12 protein-coding genes are annotated in these 17096 nt (G+C 60.2%); 1 reads left to right on the top strand and 11 read right to left on the bottom strand.

Going from position 1 to position 17096, the window contains the following annotated elements:
* The first annotated feature begins 519 nt into the window (after positions 1-519).
* Complete coding sequence (mgtA, locus tag N5D61_RS21685; protein ID WP_279894239.1) at positions 520-3231, top strand: magnesium-translocating P-type ATPase; 2712 nt, start codon at positions 520-522, stop codon at positions 3229-3231.
* Positions 3232-3414: 183 nt separating this feature from the next.
* On the opposite strand, the gene N5D61_RS21680 is transcribed toward mgtA, so the two are convergent.
* The 11 genes from N5D61_RS21680 to gluQRS form a co-directional block, all read right to left on the bottom strand.
* Positions 3415-4593 carry an acetyl-CoA C-acetyltransferase gene (locus N5D61_RS21680; RefSeq protein WP_279894192.1) on the bottom strand — a complete coding sequence of 393 codons (1179 nt, stop codon included), beginning with the start codon at positions 4591-4593 and terminating at the stop codon, positions 3415-3417.
* A gap of 254 nt (positions 4594-4847) precedes the next feature.
* The gene (gene pgi, locus N5D61_RS21675; RefSeq protein ID WP_279894191.1) at positions 4848-6512 is read right to left on the bottom strand and encodes a glucose-6-phosphate isomerase; all 1665 of its coding nucleotides are present in this window, start codon (positions 6510-6512) and stop codon (positions 4848-4850) included.
* Positions 6513-6818: 306 nt separating this feature from the next.
* Positions 6819-7679 (bottom strand): pantoate--beta-alanine ligase, encoded by an 861-nt coding sequence (gene panC / locus N5D61_RS21670; RefSeq protein WP_279894190.1) that lies wholly within the window; start codon positions 7677-7679, stop codon positions 6819-6821.
* A complete protein-coding gene (gene panB, locus N5D61_RS21665; RefSeq protein ID WP_108239917.1) occupies positions 7676-8476 on the bottom strand; it encodes a 3-methyl-2-oxobutanoate hydroxymethyltransferase in 801 nt (266 codons plus the stop codon). The genes panC and panB overlap by 4 nt, the downstream gene beginning before the upstream one ends.
* A gap of 293 nt (positions 8477-8769) precedes the next feature.
* Positions 8770-9252, bottom strand: coding sequence for a 2-amino-4-hydroxy-6-hydroxymethyldihydropteridine diphosphokinase (gene folK, locus N5D61_RS21660; protein ID WP_279894189.1), 483 nt, complete (start codon positions 9250-9252; stop codon positions 8770-8772).
* Positions 9252-10646, bottom strand: a complete 1395-nt coding sequence (locus N5D61_RS21655) for a polynucleotide adenylyltransferase PcnB (protein WP_177411123.1) — start codon at positions 10644-10646, stop codon at positions 9252-9254. The genes folK and N5D61_RS21655 overlap by 1 nt, the downstream gene beginning before the upstream one ends.
* A gap of 259 nt (positions 10647-10905) precedes the next feature.
* On the bottom strand, positions 10906-11226 hold the full coding sequence (locus N5D61_RS21650; protein ID WP_279894187.1) for a hypothetical protein: 321 nt from the start codon (positions 11224-11226) through the stop codon (positions 10906-10908).
* Positions 11227-11420: 194 nt separating this feature from the next.
* Complete coding sequence (locus N5D61_RS21645; protein ID WP_279894186.1) at positions 11421-12857, bottom strand: sigma-54 dependent transcriptional regulator; 1437 nt, start codon at positions 12855-12857, stop codon at positions 11421-11423.
* A gap of 22 nt (positions 12858-12879) precedes the next feature.
* Positions 12880-15834, bottom strand: a complete 2955-nt coding sequence (locus N5D61_RS21640) for a sensor histidine kinase (RefSeq protein ID WP_177411124.1) — start codon at positions 15832-15834, stop codon at positions 12880-12882.
* A complete protein-coding gene (locus N5D61_RS21635; RefSeq protein WP_002552060.1) occupies positions 15818-15994 on the bottom strand; it encodes a hypothetical protein in 177 nt (58 codons plus the stop codon). Before N5D61_RS21635 ends, N5D61_RS21640 begins: the two co-directional genes overlap by 17 nt.
* A 126-nt stretch (positions 15995-16120) precedes the next feature.
* Complete coding sequence (gluQRS, locus tag N5D61_RS21630; RefSeq protein WP_279894185.1) at positions 16121-17008, bottom strand: tRNA glutamyl-Q(34) synthetase GluQRS; 888 nt, start codon at positions 17006-17008, stop codon at positions 16121-16123.
* Positions 17009-17096 lie beyond the last annotated feature (88 nt).

The raw sequence follows: 17096 nt of genomic DNA, 5'->3' as shown, positions 1-17096 counted from the left end.
TTGCGGTGGACGCCGCCCTGAGAGATACGTCGCTTTGTCTGATAAATGCAATCGCGGGCAAGCGCGCTCCTACAAGTTGGGTGTCACCGAAGATATCGGCATGTTCTGTAGGAAATCCCCTTCCTGAACCTTCCCTGAATCCTCGCGCAATAGTCTCCGCAGCCCTCGGAATGGCGGTTTACTCTCACAAAACCCGGGCGTATTCTTCGCCCGTTTTCAACCAATGCGGAGACCCTCAGTGGGTACTTGTTCGAGTGACAGTCGTCAGCCGGTATCGATGACCGGCCAACCTTCGGCAAGATAACGCGCAGCCTTTCCACTGCCGTTGTCTCGCTGACAAATGCGAGAAACGGCAGGCCAGTTTTTTCCTGTCCTTTCCCTGACGCTTATCCCACGTGCGCCATTTTCCGGGCGTGCGGGGGCCGTTGTGCGCTGTTTCCTTACGAACGGCACACCGCGCGCTCGGCTGTGCTCCTGACTCTCCATGAGCAGTAGCCCTTCAGTCCAGGGGACACCATGATGAAATTCACCCTCCTGAAAGAATTCTTCGCAGGCTTTCTGCGGACCCGCCACTACGCCCGGCATTTCCGTCGGCGCGCCATGCTCGACAGCGTGACCGACGCCACGGTCAGCCGCGAAGTGCCGCCAACCCTGGCGCAAACCCTGATCCTTGGGGCCAGCAGCAAAGTGCCCGAATTGCTCTCCCGTCTTGGCAGCAATCACGACGGCCTGAGTGAAGACGAGGCCGTCGCATTGCGTCAACAGCACGGGCTCAATGAAGTCGAGCACGAACAACCCCTGCCGTGGTGGGTGCATCTGTGGCATTGCTACAAAAACCCGTTCAACCTGCTGCTGACCCTCCTGGCCCTTATCTCGTGGCTGACCGAGGACATGAAAGCCGCGACCGTGATCTTTTCGATGGTGGTGCTCTCGACCCTCCTGCGTTTCTGGCAGGAAGCCCGCTCCAATCAGGCCGCTGACGCGCTAAAGGCGATGGTCAGCAACACCGCGACCGTGTTGCGGCGTGAAGACGGCAGGGCGCAGCGGATCGAGCTGCCGATCAGGCAGTTGGTGCCGGGCGACCTGATCGTGCTGTCGGCAGGGGACATGATTCCCGCCGATTGCCGCGTACTCAGCGCCAAGGATCTGTTCGTCAGTCAGGCCGCAATGACTGGCGAATCCCTGCCTGTAGAGAAGTTCGCCCGCCGTCAGGAAGTCGATACCGGCAACCCTCTGGATCTGGAAAACATCCTGTTCATGGGCACCAACGTGGTGTCGGGTGCGGCGACCGGAGTCATTCTGACCACCGGCAACAACACCTATTTCGGCGCCCTGGCCCAACGTGTCAGCGCAACCGATCGAGTGCCCACCTCGTTTCAGGCCGGGGTCAACAAAGTCAGCTGGCTGCTGATCCGCTTCATGTTCGTCATGGCACCGCTGGTGCTGTTCATCAACGGCTTCACCAAGGGTGACTGGATGGAAGCGCTGCTGTTTGCGTTGTCCATCGCTGTGGGCCTGACCCCGGAAATGCTGCCGATGATCGTCACCTCGACGCTGGCCAAGGGCGCGGTGTTTCTGTCGCGCAAGAAAGTCATCGTCAAACGGCTGGACGCGATTCAGAACTTCGGCGCGATGGACGTGCTGTGCACCGACAAGACCGGAACGTTGACGCAAGACAAAATCTTCCTCGCTCGTCATGTGGATGTATGGGGCGACGAATCTGACGACGTGCTGGAAATGGCTTACCTGAACAGCTACTACCAGACCGGGCTGAAAAACCTGCTGGACGTGGCCGTGCTGGAACACGTGGAGATCCATCGCGAATTGCAGGTGGGCACTGCCTTCAGCAAGGTCGATGAGGTGCCGTTCGACTTCAATCGTCGGCGGATGTCGGTGGTGGTTCAGGAGCAAGGTCAGCCTCATTTGCTGATCTGCAAAGGCGCGCTGGAGGAAGTGTTAGGCGTTTGCAATCGTGTGCGCCATGGTGAAATCGAAGAAGCGCTGACCCCGGAACTGCTGGAGCGCATTGTGCAAGTGACAGCGGGATTCAACGAAGAAGGGCTGCGCGTCGTGGCCGTCGCGGCTCGTTCGATGGCCGCGGGACGGGACGCTTATGGCTTGGCCGATGAGAGCGACCTGACGCTCATCGGTTATGTGGCTTTCCTCGATCCACCGAAAGAAAGCACCGCGCCTGCGCTGAAGGCGTTGGCCGAGCATGGTGTGGCGGTGAAAGTGCTGACCGGCGACAACGAACGCGTCACCGCGAAAATCTGCCGTGAAGTGGGCCTTGAGCGTCAGGGGCTGTTGTTGGGCGGCGACGTCGAACGGATGAGCGATGCTGAACTGGCCGTGGCGGTGGAAACCACCAACGTATTCGCCAAGCTGACGCCTTCGCATAAGGAGCGCATTGTGCGGCTGCTCAAAGCCAACGGCCATGTCGTCGGTTTCATGGGGGACGGCATCAACGACGCACCCGCGCTGCGCACTGCCGACATCGGCATTTCCGTGGACAGCGCGGTGGACATCGCCAAGGAAGCAGCGGACATCATTCTGTTGGAAAAGAGTCTGATGGTGCTGGAGGAGGGGGTGCTGGAAGGACGTCGCACCTTCGCCAACATGCTCAAGTACATCAAGATGACGGCCAGTTCCAACTTCGGCAATGTGTTCTCGGTGCTGGTGGCGAGCGCGTTCATTCCGTTTCTGCCGATGTTGCCGATGCACCTGCTCGTACAGAACCTGCTGTATGACATTTCACAGATCGCCATCCCGTTCGATAACGTCGACGATGAACTGCTGCAAAAACCGCAACGCTGGCAGCCTGCGGATGTGGGACGCTTCATGGTGTTCTTCGGACCGATCAGCTCGATCTTCGACATCACCACCTTTGCCGTCATGTGGTACGTGTTCGGCGCCAATACGCCTGAACATCAAACCCTGTTTCAGTCGGGCTGGTTTGTGGTGGGGTTGCTGACCCAGACGTTGATCGTGCACATGATACGCACGCCGAAAATCCCGTTCCTGCAAAGCCGTGCGGCGGTGCCGTTGATGGTGATGACCGGTGTGATCATGGCGATCGGGATCTTTCTGCCGATGGGGCCGCTGGCACACTACTTCAAACTGCAAGCGTTGCCACCGCTGTACTTCGTCATTCTGCCGCTGATTCTGCTGGCGTACGTGGGGCTGACGCAGGCGGTGAAGGGCTTCTACGTACGCAGGTTCGGATGGCAGTGATGCCGGGTTGACCACGGTCATTTGTAGGCGCGCGGTTGCTCGCGATTGCTGTGTGTCAGACACATCGCTGACGCGGATCCACCGCTGTCGCGGGCAAGCGCGCTCCTACGGGCGAGGTCAATGACCTGGAGGGGGGTGAGCTGATCATTCCCACGCGGAGCGTGGGAATGATCATTGAAGGGGTTAGCGCGCCAACGCGAGCGCCACGCCCTGCCCACCGCCGATGCACAGCGTGGCGAGGCCTTTCTTGGCATCGCGCTTGATCATTTCATGCAGCAGGGTCACTAACACGCGGCAGCCTGACGCGCCGATCGGGTGGCCGATGGCGATGGCGCCGCCGTTGACGTTGACCTTGCCCATGTCCCAGCCCAGCTCCTTGCCGACCGATAGCGACTGCGCCGCGAAGGCTTCGTTGGCTTCGATCAGGTCCAGCTCATCCAGCGACCAGCCCGCTTTGTCGAGGCAGCGGCGGGTGGCGCTGACCGGACCGATGCCCATGATCGCCGGGTCGACACCCGCATTCGCATAAGCTGCGATACGAGCCAGTACCGGCAGGCCCAGCGCTTCAGCCTTTTTAGCGCTCATCAGGATGACGGCAGCGGCACCATCGTTCAGCGATGACGCGTTACCCGCGGTGACTGTGCCGTCTTTCTTGAAGGCCGGTTTGAGTTTGGCCAGCGTCTCGGCCGTGGTGCCGGCCCGCGGTTGCTCATCGGTCGCGAAAGCAATGGGATCGCCTTTGCGTTGAGGGATCAGAATCGGAGTGATCTCATCGACGAAACGCCCGGCTTCGATGGCGGCGGCGGCTTTTTGCTGCGATGCCGCCGCGAAGGCGTCCTGCGCTTCACGGCTGATGCCGTACTTCTCCGAGAGATTTTCAGCGGTGATGCCCATGTGATAGTCATTGAAGGCGTCCCACAGGCCGTCGCTGATCATGGTATCGACCATTGTCGCGTGGCCCATGCGCAGGCCGGTACGGGCACCCGGCAGCACGTAGTTCGCCAGGCTCATGCTCTCCTGGCCACCTGCAATGATGACGTCAGCGTCGCCACAGCGAATGGCCTGCGTTGCCAGGTGCAAGGCCTTGAGGCCGGAGCCGCAAACCTTGTTCAGGGTCATCGCAGGGACGGCAAAGGGCAGGCCGGCCTTGATCGACGCCTGACGCGCAGGGTTCTGGCCTGCGCCCGCGGTCAGCACCTGGCCCATGATCACCTCATCCACCTGCGCAGGGTCCAGGCCGGTCTGGGCCAGCAACTGGCGAATCACTGCGGCGCCCAGATCAACCGCAGGAATGGTCGCCAGCGAACCTTGGAAACTGCCCACCGCGGTACGGGTAGCGGCAACGATGACAACGTCTTGCATGGTACGAACCTCACTGTTGTTGGTGTGCGCGCCGAGGCCTGATGAAAAACGGTAAAGGACACAGGCCCGAGCAGAGAAATGAAGGGCGCACATGGTGGCATGAATGACGGTGGTAATTTAAGCCCTTTGTCGCTTCGATAAGTGGCGGCATGCTCGGAAAGTCGCCATGCCGCTCCCTGCAATATTTTGCGCGCCCAGAAAAAACCCGCCGCCTCTTGCGAGGGGGCGGGTTTCGGGGCACCACCGAAGGTCGATCAGCCGCGGTGACGGCCGCGGAAGTAATTGATCAGGCCTTGAGTCGAGGGATCCTCAGCGGCTGTTTCTTCTGTGCCAACCAGGCGACTGTAGACGCCTTTGCCCAGCTCTTTACCCAATTCGACACCCCACTGGTCGAAGGCGTTGGTGCCCCAGACCACGCTTTGTACGAACACCTTGTGCTCGTACATCGCCACCAGTGCGCCCAGACGGCGAGGGCTGATGCGTTCGACGACGATGGTGTTGCTCGGACGATTGCCCGGAATGACCTTGTGCGGGGCGACCCGACGCACTTCATCCTCCGGCATGCCCTTGGCGCGCAACTCGGCTTCGGCTTCTTCGCGGGTCTTGCCCAGCATCAGGGCCTGGCTCTGAGACAGGCAGTTGGCATACAGCCACTGGTGGTGGTCGGACACCGGGTTGAAGCTGACGATCGGCACAATGAAATCGGCCGGGATCAGTAGCGTGCCTTGGTGCAGCAACTGGTGGTAGGCGTGCTGGCCGTTGGCGCCGACGCCGCCCCAAATCACCGGACCGGTGTCCGTCTTGACCGGGACGCCGTCCTGTCGAACGCTCTTGCCGTTGGACTCCATGTCCAGTTGCTGCAAGTGCTTGGTGATGTTGCGCAGGTAATGGTCGTACGGCAGGATCGCGTGGCTCTGGGCGTTCCAGAAGTTGCCATACCAAACGCCCAGCAGACCCAACAGCGCCGGCATGTTTTGCTCGAACGGCGCATTCAGGAAATGCTGATCCATGGTGTAGGCACCGGAGAGCAGTTCCTTGAAGTTGGACATGCCGATCGCCAGCGCAATAGGCAGGCCAATGGCGGACCACAGCGAATAGCGCCCGCCGACCCAGTCCCACATCGGGAAGATGTTTTCTTCGCGAATGCCGAACGCCACAGCCGCGGCATTGTTGCTGGACACCGCGATGAAGTGACGATGCAGCTCAGCCTCCGAGCCGCCCTGAGCCAAGTACCAGGCGCGTGCCGCAGTGGCGTTCTTGAGGGTTTCCAGGGTGCTGAAGGTCTTGGACGAAACAATGAACAGCGTGGTTTCCGCGCGCAGTTTGCTGGTCAGTTCGTGCAGTTCAGTGCCGTCGATATTCGCCAGATAATGGCAGCGAACGCCGCGCTGGGCGTAGGACAGCAGTGCCTCAGACACCAGCTCAGGGCCAAGGAACGAGCCACCGATGCCGATGTTGACCACGTCGGTGATCGGCTTCTCGGTGTAACCGCGCCACAAACCATCGTGAATACGGCCCACCAAGTCTGTCATCTGGTTCAGGACCTTGTGCACTTCGGGCATCACGTTGATGCCATTGACCTGCAACTTGTCGCCCACCGGTCGGCGCAATGCGGTGTGCAGAGCGGGCCGGCCTTCGGAGGCGTTCACCAGCTCGCCGTCGTATTGGGCTTTGATGGCGTCCTTCAAGCCGACTTCATTGGCCAGGTCGACCAGCAGCTTGCGCGTCTCGGCAGTGATCAGGTTTTTCGAGTAATCGAGGAACAGGCCGCTGCTGCTCAGGGTGAATTCATCGAAGCGTTGCGGGTTTTCGTTGAACGCGTCGCGCATGCTGAAATTCTGCATCGCTTTGCGGTGTTCGATGAGCGCCTGCCAGGCGGGCAGGGTCGTGACGTCATGAGGGGTGCGGTAGTACGCCATCGCTGCGGGTTTCCTTGTACTTGAACTGCCTTTGGACACTGAAAAGCCAGGCTTGGACACAAATTGGTTAATACGTCAGAGACTAATCCCCGGCAACGCCGATGTCTGCGCCTTGCTTTCCCTTTGCTCGGTACTTTTTCTCACAGTGTGATCTCGCCTTTCGTGGGCGAACAGTATCGATATGGCATTGCGGGTGTGGCTAAGTTCATTGCCCGGGGCCCTGCGAGGCCAGCTTGGCTTCAATTTCATAAGGCCGCTCGGTGGGGTGAGCATAGATGCGAATACAGTCTTGCTCCTTATTCAAGGCTAAGCGCCGTGTTCACTGGTCAGGTGCAGATTGTCGATCAAGCGCGTCTTGCCCAGAAACGCCGCCCCCAGTACGACCCGATCATGATCGTCCGGCGTGGCGGGGCGCAATGTCACGGCATTGCGGATTTCCAGATAGTCGGTCCGCAGGCCTGCGCTGTCGAGGGCTTTTCTGCCGTCGGCCAGAAGCTGCTCGTAATTCTGCTCACCCGCCCTCAGTGCGTCAGCGATGTGTTTGATGACGCGGTACAACGCCGGTGCGGCAGCCCGTTCGTCTTCGGTGAGGTAGCCGTTGCGCGACGACAGCGCCAGGCCGTCCGCCGCGCGCACCGTCGGTTCGCCGATGATCTGGATCGGCATGTTCAAATCTCGCACCAAGGCACGTACCACGGCCAGTTGCTGGAAGTCTTTCTGCCCGAAGATCGCGATATCCGGCTGTGCCATGTTGAACAGCTTGCTGACGACGGTGGACACGCCGTCGAAGTGCCCTGGGCGACTTCCGCCGCACAGGCCTTCAGAGACTACGGGGACGCGCACGAGGGTTTGATCGGCCATGCCGTGGGGGTACATTTCTTCCACCGTGGGCGTGAACAGCAAGTGGCAACCGGCCTGCAGGAGTTTTTCCTGATCGGCAGCCAAAGTGCGTGGGTAGGTGGCCAAATCCTCGTTGGGGCCGAACTGCAACGGGTTGACGAAAATGCTCGCGACGACGAAGTCAGCACGTTGAGCCGCTTTGGTGACCAGTGCAGTGTGGCCGCTGTGCAGATTGCCCATGGTGGGCACGAGGGCGATACGTTTGCCTTCGCTGCGGGCGCGGGCCACGGCGGCGCGCAGCTCGCGCACGGTTTTTACAGTGTTCATGCCGAGAATCCGTGTTCTGGAGCGGGGAAACTGACGTCTTTGACGGCGCTGACATAGGCGGCGATGGCAGATGGAATGTCCGGCTGGCCGACCATGAAGTTCTTCACGAATTTTGGCACTCGACCGCTGATAGAGAGCCCCAGCATGTCGTGCAGCACCAGCACCTGACCATCGGTGGCGCTACCCGCGCCGATACCGATCACTGGAATCTTGACCGCATGGGTGATTTCCTGGGCCAGTTCACTGGGGACGCATTCCAGCAAAATCATGGCGGCGCCGGCCTGCTCGAGCGTGATCGCATCGGCGCGCATCTGACGCGCCTGCGCTTCCTGACGGCCTTGCACCTTATAACCGCCCAATACGTTGACCGCTTGAGGCGTCAGCCCCAAGTGCGCACAAACCGGAATGCCCCGCTCGGCCAGCAGGCGAATGGCATCAGCCAGCCAGGCGGCCCCTTCGAGCTTGACCATGTGCGCCCCCGCCTGCATCAGCATGGCGCTGTTGGCGAAGGTCTGTTCGGCCGTGGCGTAGGACATGAACGGCAGGTCCGCCAGAATCAGTGCGCCCTGATTGCCGCGTTTGACGCTGGCAACGTGGTAGGCCATCTCTTCGGTGGTCACGGGCAACGTGCTGTCGTGCCCTTGAAGCACCATGCCCAGCGAGTCGCCGACTAACAGCACCTCGACACCCGCTTGGCTGGCGGTGTGGGCGAACGTGGCGTCATAGCACGTCAGCATGGTGATTTTCTCACCTTTCTGCTTCAGGCCCAGCAGGGACGTAACGGTGATATCTGGCATGAAAAAAATCCTCATTCAGGCGCTGTGAATACTACGCCGAGCAACGCGTGATTCATTCTGCAAATGCAGGCACATCGTCGTTCCGCGATGTTTGGAAAGGCCTGTCTGGCGCCATGAGGCCGGTGGTCCGGCTTCGGGACGCTTATCTTCGTGAGGAGGGGGCGGGAAGTCAATTCCGGGTGTTACCGGTTTGGGTGGGGCGTTACCGAAGCGTGTCACTGCCCTGTGCCGCAGCCACGTTGGCCGCTATGCGCAAGCCCAGGCAAGCGGCTGCGCCGTATGGCGAGCAAGCATCAAATCCGCTCCAGACCTTCGAACGGGCATGCGGCCAGCAGCTCATCCAGCTTGCGGCCATCGGCCAAGGTGATGCCCGGCGCCAGTTCAGCGAGAGGATAGAGCACGAACGCCCGAGCCTGCATGTGGTAATGCGGCACTTTCAAGCGGGGGAGATCGATAACACGGTCGCCGAACAGCAGGATGTCCAGGTCCAGCGTCCGCGGCCCCCAGCGTTCCAGGCGCTTGCGGCCTTGGTCGTTCTCGATGGCTTGCAGGGCGTCCAGCAGCTCCAGTGGCTCAAGGGTCGTGTCCAGTGCTGCGACCGCATTGGTGTAACGCGGCTGACCGGCGAGGAGCGAGTCGCTCACATAAAAGCAAGACGCACCTGACAGAGAGGTGTGGGGCAATTGCGCCAATGCCTTGAGCGCCTCACGCAATTGCTCGGCAGGGTCAGCCAGATTGCTCCCCATGCCAATGTAGACACGCTCGATCGTCGTCATTATTCGCCAGCGTCCGCACCTGCGCGTTTGCGGCCCCCACCGCTACGGCGACGCTTGCGCGGGGCTTGACCGGCCGATTCGGACTTGCTGCCCAGCTCGCGGATCATGTCACGACGGCCCGACTCGTTGGCATCCTGGTAATCGGTCCACCACTCGCCCAGACCATCGGTTTCTTCACCTGCGGCCTCGCGCAGCAGGAGGAAGTCATAGCCGGCGCGAAACCGCGGATTGTCCAGCAGGAGGTCGGCCCGTTTACCCGAACGACGCGGCAGGCGCTCCTGCATGTCCCAGATTTCACGGATCGGCAAGGTGAACCGTTTTGGAATCGCGATGCGCTGGCATTGCTCGGCGATCAATTCATGAGCGGCTTCCTGCATCGCAGGAATCGGCGGCATCCCGCGTTCCTGGAGACGCAGGACGCGGTAAGGAAGCGCCGGCCACAACAAGGCGGCGAACAGGAAAGCAGGCGTCACGGGTTTGTTCTGCTGCACGCGCAGGTCAGTATTGACCAAGGCCTGGCTGATCAGCGTATGGGTGTAGGTCGGCATATGCTCCAGCGCCTTCGCGCTGGCCGGGAACAGCGGGTCGAACAGTTCCAGGTCCACCAGCATTTCGAAGGTGGGCGCGGCGTGACCGGACAGGAACAGCTTCAGCACCTCTTCGAACAGACGCGCAGCCGGGATGTCACGTAGCATCGGTGCCAGCGGGCGAATCGGAAGGGCAGTGTGTTTTTCAATGCCGAAATCCAGCTTGGCGGCGAAGCGGACGGCGCGAAGCATGCGCACCGGGTCTTCCTTGTAGCGCTGTTCGGGGTCGCCGATCAGACGGACCAAGCGGTTGCGAATGTCATGGACACCATGGGCGTAATCCAGCACCCGCTCGGTCACTGGATCGTAATACAGCGCGTTGATCGTGAAGTCGCGGCGTTGTGCGTCCTCTTCGAGCGTGCCATAGACGTTGTCTCGCAAAATACGGCCGCTTTCGTTGCGCGAGGATTGGTGGCTGTCTTCTTGCTCGTCGTCTTGCGGGTGGTTGGCACGGAACGTGGCCACCTCGATGATTTCGCGCCCGAAATGGATGTGAACGAGCTTGAAGCGACGGCCAATGATGCGCGCGTTACGAAACTCGGCACGTACCTGTTCAGGGGTGGCGCTGGTGGCAACGTCGAAGTCTTTGGGTGTGATGCCCAGCATCAGATCCCGCACACAGCCGCCTACCAGGTAGGCCTGATAGCCCGCGCTTTGCAAGCGTTCGACGATGTTCACGGCGTAACGGCTGAATTGATTGCGCTGCAACGAATGCTGGTTGCTACTGAGCACTTCAGGCGTCGTACGCACATGTTGCTGCGGCTTGCGCAGGGGAGAACGGAATGACTGGAACAGCTTTTTCAGCATGGGATGCACTGTGTGAAGGGAATTTCGGCCAATGATGAGGAATGACCGCACGATGGGCGGGGATTCTAGCATTTAGTAGAGGAATGGTGTAGGACGCAGCGATAACGCCGCTTGAAGGCGAGGTAGGCTTTGCGAATAAGGCCGAGCCGGGATTGGCCTGGCTGGCGGGTCGAGCGTTCTGTGGAAGCTACTGGGGGAGCCGAAGCTCCCCCAAAGTGTGTGCTCTTATTTTTATTGTCTGTTGGGCTTTTTGTTTTTGTTAAGCGCCCAATTCACGGCTTTTCGCCAGTGAAACCTCCCAATCGGGAGTCAAGAGCAAACGGATTGCTTTGGTCGCTGTGCTGCAATGATCAATCGATCCAACCAGTTCAGGCTCTACCTTGAGGGTAGTTTTTTGTTGTTCTCGGCCTGGTTGCGGAACAAGTCCTAAATGCAACGCCTCTCCAAAAGAATCAGTTAGCTGCGCCTCCGCCGTGTTGTTTTTGTTATGCGTGAGTCGATTCGTCTTGTTTTTATTGTGTTGTTTTTGCGGGTGACTGATTTTTGTTGTTCTTGTACGGCTAGAGATAGCAGGAGGCATGCCAACTTTTACGAAACGCCGCGCAGCCCTTTAAATACGAGGGTGTGGCAAATCGACGCGATTTTTTGTAGTCAGAAAAAACCGGGGCTACGTTACCGTACGCCCCGGTTGTTGTTACGCCTTGCCAGTGAGGTAACAGTTTTTTCACAATGCCCTGGATGCCGCGTGCCAGAGCCATGCGCGAAGGGATGACCTCAGGTTTCGCTGGCCACACCCGTCTTGCGACGAGGGATGCCGAGCCGCTGACGACGCTCCCACAGGCACTTGCGGCTCACGCCGAGCTTGCGGGCCAGTTCGGTCTCGGTCATGTGATCCTGATGCTCGAGTACGAAGTGCTGGAAGTAGTCCTCCAGGGACAGGTCTTCCGTCGGCTCCTGAGCGGTCGAGCTTGTCGAGGGCTGCTGTGGCGCCAGACCAATGAACTCATCGACGTCCAGTTCGCCCAACTCGATGTCGATGCCCAGCAGGTCCGCGGAAATTTCCGGGTTCTCGCACAGAATGACCGCTCGCTCGACTGCATTCTCCAGTTCGCGCACATTGCCCGGCCAGGAATACTGACGTATGGCCTGTTCTGCATCCGGGCCGAAGCGCAGGTCGTTGCGGCCGGCCTTCGCACTTTGGCGGGCGAGGAAGGCGTTGGCGATTTCATTGACATCCGCGCCGCGCTCGCGCAGGGCAGGCAGTTTCAGCGCGATGACGTGCAGGCGGTAATAAAGGTCTTCACGGAACTGGCCGACTTTGGCCAGACTCTTAAGGTCCCGGTGCGTCGCTGCGATCAGGCGCACATCGACTTTTTGCGATTGCACCGAGCCAACCCGGCGAATTTCGCCTTCCTGAAGCACGCGCAGTAGCCGCGCTTGCGCTTCGAGGGGCAGTTCGCCAATTTCATCGAGGAACAGGGTGCCCCCGTCCGCCGCTTCCACCAGGCCTGCGCGACCCGCACTGGCGCCGGTGAATGCGCCTTTCTCGTGGCCGAACAGCTCGGATTCGATCAGCGTTTCGGGAATGGCCGCGCAGTTGACCGAAATCATCGGCGCCTTGGCGCGACGGGACAGGTTGTGCAAAGCCCGCGCGACCAATTCCTTGCCCGTGCCGGACTCGCCCTGAATCAGCACGTTGGAGTCCGTAGGCGCGACCTTGCGTATCTTGCCGTACAAGTCCTGCATCGGTGGGCAGGAGCCAATGATGCCAATTTCGCCGTTGCTATTGTTCGGCCCCTTATCGGGCGCGCCGACTTTGCCGGGGGCGGCAGCGCGTTCCGGCTGGACGCCTTGGGTGGTCTGTCGGTCGCGCAGGATGCGGGATACGGCCTGAAGCATTTCGTCGTGGTCGAACGGCTTGGCGATGTAGTCCACCGCGCCCATCTTCATCGAGTCCACGGCAGAGCGCAGGCTGGCGTAGCTGGTCATGATCAATACGGGCTTGCCTTGACCCAGCCTGATCAGTTCAGTGCCTGGCGCACCGGGCAGGCGCAAGTCGCTGACGATGAGGTCAAAGGAGGGAATACTGAAACGTTCCTGAGCTTCCTGCACGGATCCGGCTTCACTGACCTGGTACTGATTACGTTCCAGCAGACGACGCAAGGCAGAGCGGATAATGGTTTCGTCTTCGACGATCAAAATGTGCGGCATTGATTCGGTACTCTCGACGGTCTCAGTTCACAGCGGACGTCGCTTCGACATGTCGCGGTAACGTCACCCGAATGCGGGTTCCGCGCTGCTGCTCGGCATCGGCCGGGCTGTCGATGGTGATTTGTCCATAATGCTCTTCAACGATGGAATAGACCAGTGCGAGCCCCAGTCCAGTCCCTTCACCCGGATCCTTGGTGGTGAAGAACGGTTCGAACAAGCGGTCCATGATCGCTTTGGGAATTCCAGTGCCTTCGTCTTCGACGATCAAATCGACCGTATGTTCGGAGGCTTCGCTCTTGACCCGCACGGCACTGCCCGCAGGCGAGGCATCGCGGGCGTTGGAAAGCAGGTTGATCAGTACCTGTGCCAGGCGCTGCGGATCGCCATCGACCCAATGGTTCGGGTTGCACAGGTTATAGAATTGCACCTCGAAATTGCGCCGGTTAAGCGCCAGCAGACCAATGGCATCCTGGGCGACCTCGGCCAGGCATACCGCTTCGTCGGAACGCTGATGCCCACCGGCATGGGCGAAACTCATCAGCGACTGCACGATGCGCGAAACCCGTTTGGTCTGTTCGAGGATCTGGCTGCTGATTTCCGTGAGTTCACCATCTTCTTCGCGCTCCTCGCGCAGATTCTGCGCGAGGCATGCGATACCGGTGATCGGGTTGCCGATCTCATGGGCGACGCCAGCGGCCAGCCGACCGATGCTCGCCAGGCGCTCGGAATGCACGAGTTTGTCTTCGAGCATCTGCGTGTCGGTCAGGTCTTCGACCAGAATCACCAGCCCGCTGTTGCCCGGCGCCAGCGGCTCGTCGATGGCGGCCTTGTGCAGGTTCAACCAGCGCGTTTGCCCGTCCAGGGCCAGGCGTTGCTTGTGCAGGTGCTCGTCAGGCACATTGATGAACCCCAGCAGCAATTGTCGCCATGGGTCGACGATGGTCTCTAGGCGTGAGCCGACTACCCTTTGCGCAGCGATGCCGGTCAATTCTTCCATCGCCTTGTTCCACATCAGGATTTCCTGATCCTTGGCCAGTGAGCAGACGCCCATCGGCAGTTCTTGCAAGGTCTGACGATGGTAGCGGCGCAATGCGTCAAGCTCGGCGGCGAGGCCGGTGAGGCGCGAATGGTAATCTTCCAGGCGGCTTTCGATGAAATGGATGTCTTCGGTGACATAGTTTTCGCCGCCGGACTTGTACGGCAGAAACGTTTCGACCATGTCCTGGGCGACGCTCGGCCCCATCAGCCCGGACAGGTTGGCTTCGATTCGATCCCGCAAACGACGCAGTGCATAAGGGCGGCGCTCGTCGAAGGGGAGGTACAGGTCACGCAGCGCCTGTTCGACTTCCTTTTGAGCGGCCTTGGCCCCCAACGGCTTGGCCAGCTGCGTCGCGAATTCCTGGGGAGACGCGGCGTACAGCTCTCGTCTTTGTGGGCGCCGGACGTTGTCCACCGTGCAGGCTTCGGCTGCGCTGGCCTCCTCAGGGCTGGGGTTGCTGAACAATGAGATCAGGGTGAACACCAGCACGTTGGCGGCCAGTGAAGCGATGGCCGCCATGTGCCAACTGGTGTCATCCAGCACGTAAATCATGTTCAACAGGGGGATGTAGAAGCCTTGGAAGTCGCCAATCAAGGGCAACAGCATGCTCACCATCCAAACGACCACTCCAGCGATCAGCCCCGCCATGAAGCCGCGTCGGTTGGCGGCTGGCCAGTACAGAACCGACAGCACGCCTGGCAGGAACTGCAAAGTGGCGACGAAAGCGACGATGCCGAGATTGGCAAGGTCCTGACGGGCCCCGAGCAATAGATAGAACGCGTAGCCGGCCATGATGATGGCAACGATCAGGCCGCGACGGGTCCACTTCAGCCAGCGATAGATATTGCCCTCGGCCGGCGGTTGATAGAGCGGCAGCACCAGGTGGTTCAATGCCATGCCAGACAACGCGAGGGTCGTGACGATGATGAGCCCGCTCGCGGCCGAAAGGCCACCGACATAGGCCAACAATGCCAGCAGCGGATTGTGAGCGGCGATGCCGATGCCCAGTGTGAAGTATTCAGGACTGGTGGTAGCACCCAGTTTCAGGCCCGCCCACAGCACAAGCGGTACCGCTAGACTCATCAGCAGCAGAAAAAGCGGCAGCCCCCAACTGGCGCTGACCAGCGAGCGCGGGTTGAGGTTTTCGGTGAACGTCATGTGATACATGTGCGGCATCACGATCGCCGATGCGAAAAACACCAGCAGCAGGGTGCGCCATGGACCCTCCTGCAGCGGCGTGTGCAGTGCGGCCAAGGCGCTCTGATTCTGCAATAGCCACTGTTCCAGGCTTTGCGGACCGTCAAATACCCCGTAAAGCGCGTAGATCCCGATGCCACCGATGGCGACCAGCTTGATCACCGATTCGAATGCGATGGCGAACACCAGCCCTTCGTGCTTTTCCCGCGTGGCAATGTGCCGTGAGCCAAAAAAAATGGTGAACAGGATGATCAGCACGCAAAAAGCGAGCGCGACGTAATTGCGGACGGGCTCGCGGGTCAGAATGCCGATGGAATCGGCGACCGCCTGAATCTGCAGCGCCAGCAGTGGCAATACGCCGATCAGCATGAAGACGGTCGTCAGCGCCCCGGCCCAGGTGCTGCGAAAACGAAAGGCGAACAAATCGGCGAGCGACGAGAGTTGATAGGTCCGGGTGATCTTGAGGATCGGGTAGAGCAGTACTGGCGCCAGCAGAAAGGCGCCTGACACCCCCAGGTAACTGGACAGGAAACCGTAGCCGTATTCGTAAGCCAGGCCGACGGTCCCGTAGAACGCCCAGGCACTGGCGTATACGCCCAAGGACAGCGTGTACGTCAGCGGGTGGCGAATGATCCAGCGAGGGATCAGACCGCGCTCGCTGATCCAGGCTACGCCGAACAACACCAGCAGGTAGGCTGCGCTGACCAGAATCATCTGGGTCAGGCTAAAGCTCATCGGCATCTCGTTGGCTCTGCAGAATGAATGTCACCACGATCAGAATCAGCCACAGCATGTAGGGCCGATACCAGGCGCCTGTCGCGTCGATCCACCAGTCCATGATGGCCGGGGAGAAGAGGTAGATGCCTACTACCAGGAGCAGGACCAGCCGGTAAATGTACATGTGGCCTCCCAGGTGGTGCGTGACCAGGACATGAGCCCGAAGGAGCGGCATGGTAACGGATGGCGATCAGGCTGCAAGCGACGTTTCGGCCAGCTTTGTGCTGCACGCCGAGGCAACCGCTCTGGATCAGTCTATTCGAGCTTCTTCGATACAGGTGACGCGCGGGATCGAATCGGCATTCCAGTGAGTGATTCCCCAAGCCAGCACTTCCTGTGGACTGCCGAACGACAGCTCGTCGGGTGCTGGCTGCCCTAAGGCTCGCAATGCCCGAAGCAGCAACGGTGTCGCCTGATCGACCGGCAGTGGCGGGGAACGGTAGGACTTGCCGAGTTTGTGCCCGTTCGGCTGGGTGATCAGCGGCACGTGCAGATATCGCGGCTGCGGCAGCCCCAGCAATTCCTGCAGGTACAGCTGACGCGGTGTGGAGTCCAGCAGGTCGGCGCCTCGAACGATGTCGGTCACGCCTTGCCAGCCATCGTCGAGGACCACGGCCAACTGATACGCATACAGCCCATCACGGCGTCGAATCACGAAATCGCCGACATCGCGGCCTAGATGCTGGCGAAAATCGCCTTGTACGCGGTCTTCCAGGCGATATTCCAGCTCGGGCACGCGAATGCGGATGGCCGCGTCGACGGGCGAGTGCCCCATGTTGCGGCAAATCCCCGGATAAATACCGTGAAAATCCTCCAACTGCTTGCGTGAACAGGTGCACGCATAGGCCAGCCCCTGACTGAACCAGCGGTCGATGATCGCTTGATAGGCGTCATGACGATCACTCTGCCTGACCAACTCGCCGTCCCATTCGAAACCGTAGGTTTCCAGTGTGTCGAGAATGGCGGCTTGTGCGCCGGGTTCTTCTCGAGGCGGGTCGAGGTCTTCCATGCGCATCAGCCATTTGCCACCGGCGGCTCGGGCATCGAGATAGGACGCCAGCGCCGCGACCAGCGAGCCAAAGTGCAGATAACCGCTGGGGGTCGGCGCGAAGCGCCCTATATAAGAAGGGGATTTCATGGGCGACGATGGTACTGGAAATCAAATGAGGGAAAAACAGGACAACGCTCCAGTGCGCGTAGGACCTTGCCCGGGTCGATCGAGCGTC

This window comes from Pseudomonas sp. GD03842, assembly GCF_029841165.1.
In the GTDB taxonomy this organism is placed as follows: Bacteria; Pseudomonadota; Gammaproteobacteria; order Pseudomonadales; family Pseudomonadaceae; genus Aquipseudomonas.
Note: the sequence above shows the minus strand (reverse complement) of the source record. Positions and strands in the feature narration are given on the sequence as shown.

Bases quoted from the DNA above. Each gene is read 5' to 3' on its own strand.
- mgtA (WP_279894239.1), top strand. From the start codon at position 520: ATGAAATTCACCCTCCTGAAAGAATTCTTCGCAGGCTTTCTGCGGACC.
- N5D61_RS21680 (WP_279894192.1), bottom strand. From the start codon at position 4,593: ATGCAAGACGTTGTCATCGTTGCCGCTACCCGTACCGCGGTGGGCAGT.
- pgi (WP_279894191.1), bottom strand. From the start codon at position 6,512: ATGGCGTACTACCGCACCCCTCATGACGTCACGACCCTGCCCGCCTGG.
- panC (WP_279894190.1), bottom strand. From the start codon at position 7,679: ATGAACACTGTAAAAACCGTGCGCGAGCTGCGCGCCGCCGTGGCCCGC.
- panB (WP_108239917.1), bottom strand. From the start codon at position 8,476: ATGCCAGATATCACCGTTACGTCCCTGCTGGGCCTGAAGCAGAAAGGT.
- folK (WP_279894189.1), bottom strand. From the start codon at position 9,252: ATGACGACGATCGAGCGTGTCTACATTGGCATGGGGAGCAATCTGGCT.
- N5D61_RS21655 (WP_177411123.1), bottom strand. From the start codon at position 10,646: ATGCTGAAAAAGCTGTTCCAGTCATTCCGTTCTCCCCTGCGCAAGCCG.
- N5D61_RS21650 (WP_279894187.1), bottom strand. From the start codon at position 11,226: ATGCCTCCTGCTATCTCTAGCCGTACAAGAACAACAAAAATCAGTCAC.
- N5D61_RS21645 (WP_279894186.1), bottom strand. From the start codon at position 12,857: ATGCCGCACATTTTGATCGTCGAAGACGAAACCATTATCCGCTCTGCC.
- N5D61_RS21640 (WP_177411124.1), bottom strand. From the start codon at position 15,834: ATGCCGATGAGCTTTAGCCTGACCCAGATGATTCTGGTCAGCGCAGCC.
- N5D61_RS21635 (WP_002552060.1), bottom strand. From the start codon at position 15,994: ATGTACATTTACCGGCTGGTCCTGCTCCTGGTAGTAGGCATCTACCTC.
- gluQRS (WP_279894185.1), bottom strand. From the start codon at position 17,008: ATGAAATCCCCTTCTTATATAGGGCGCTTCGCGCCGACCCCCAGCGGT.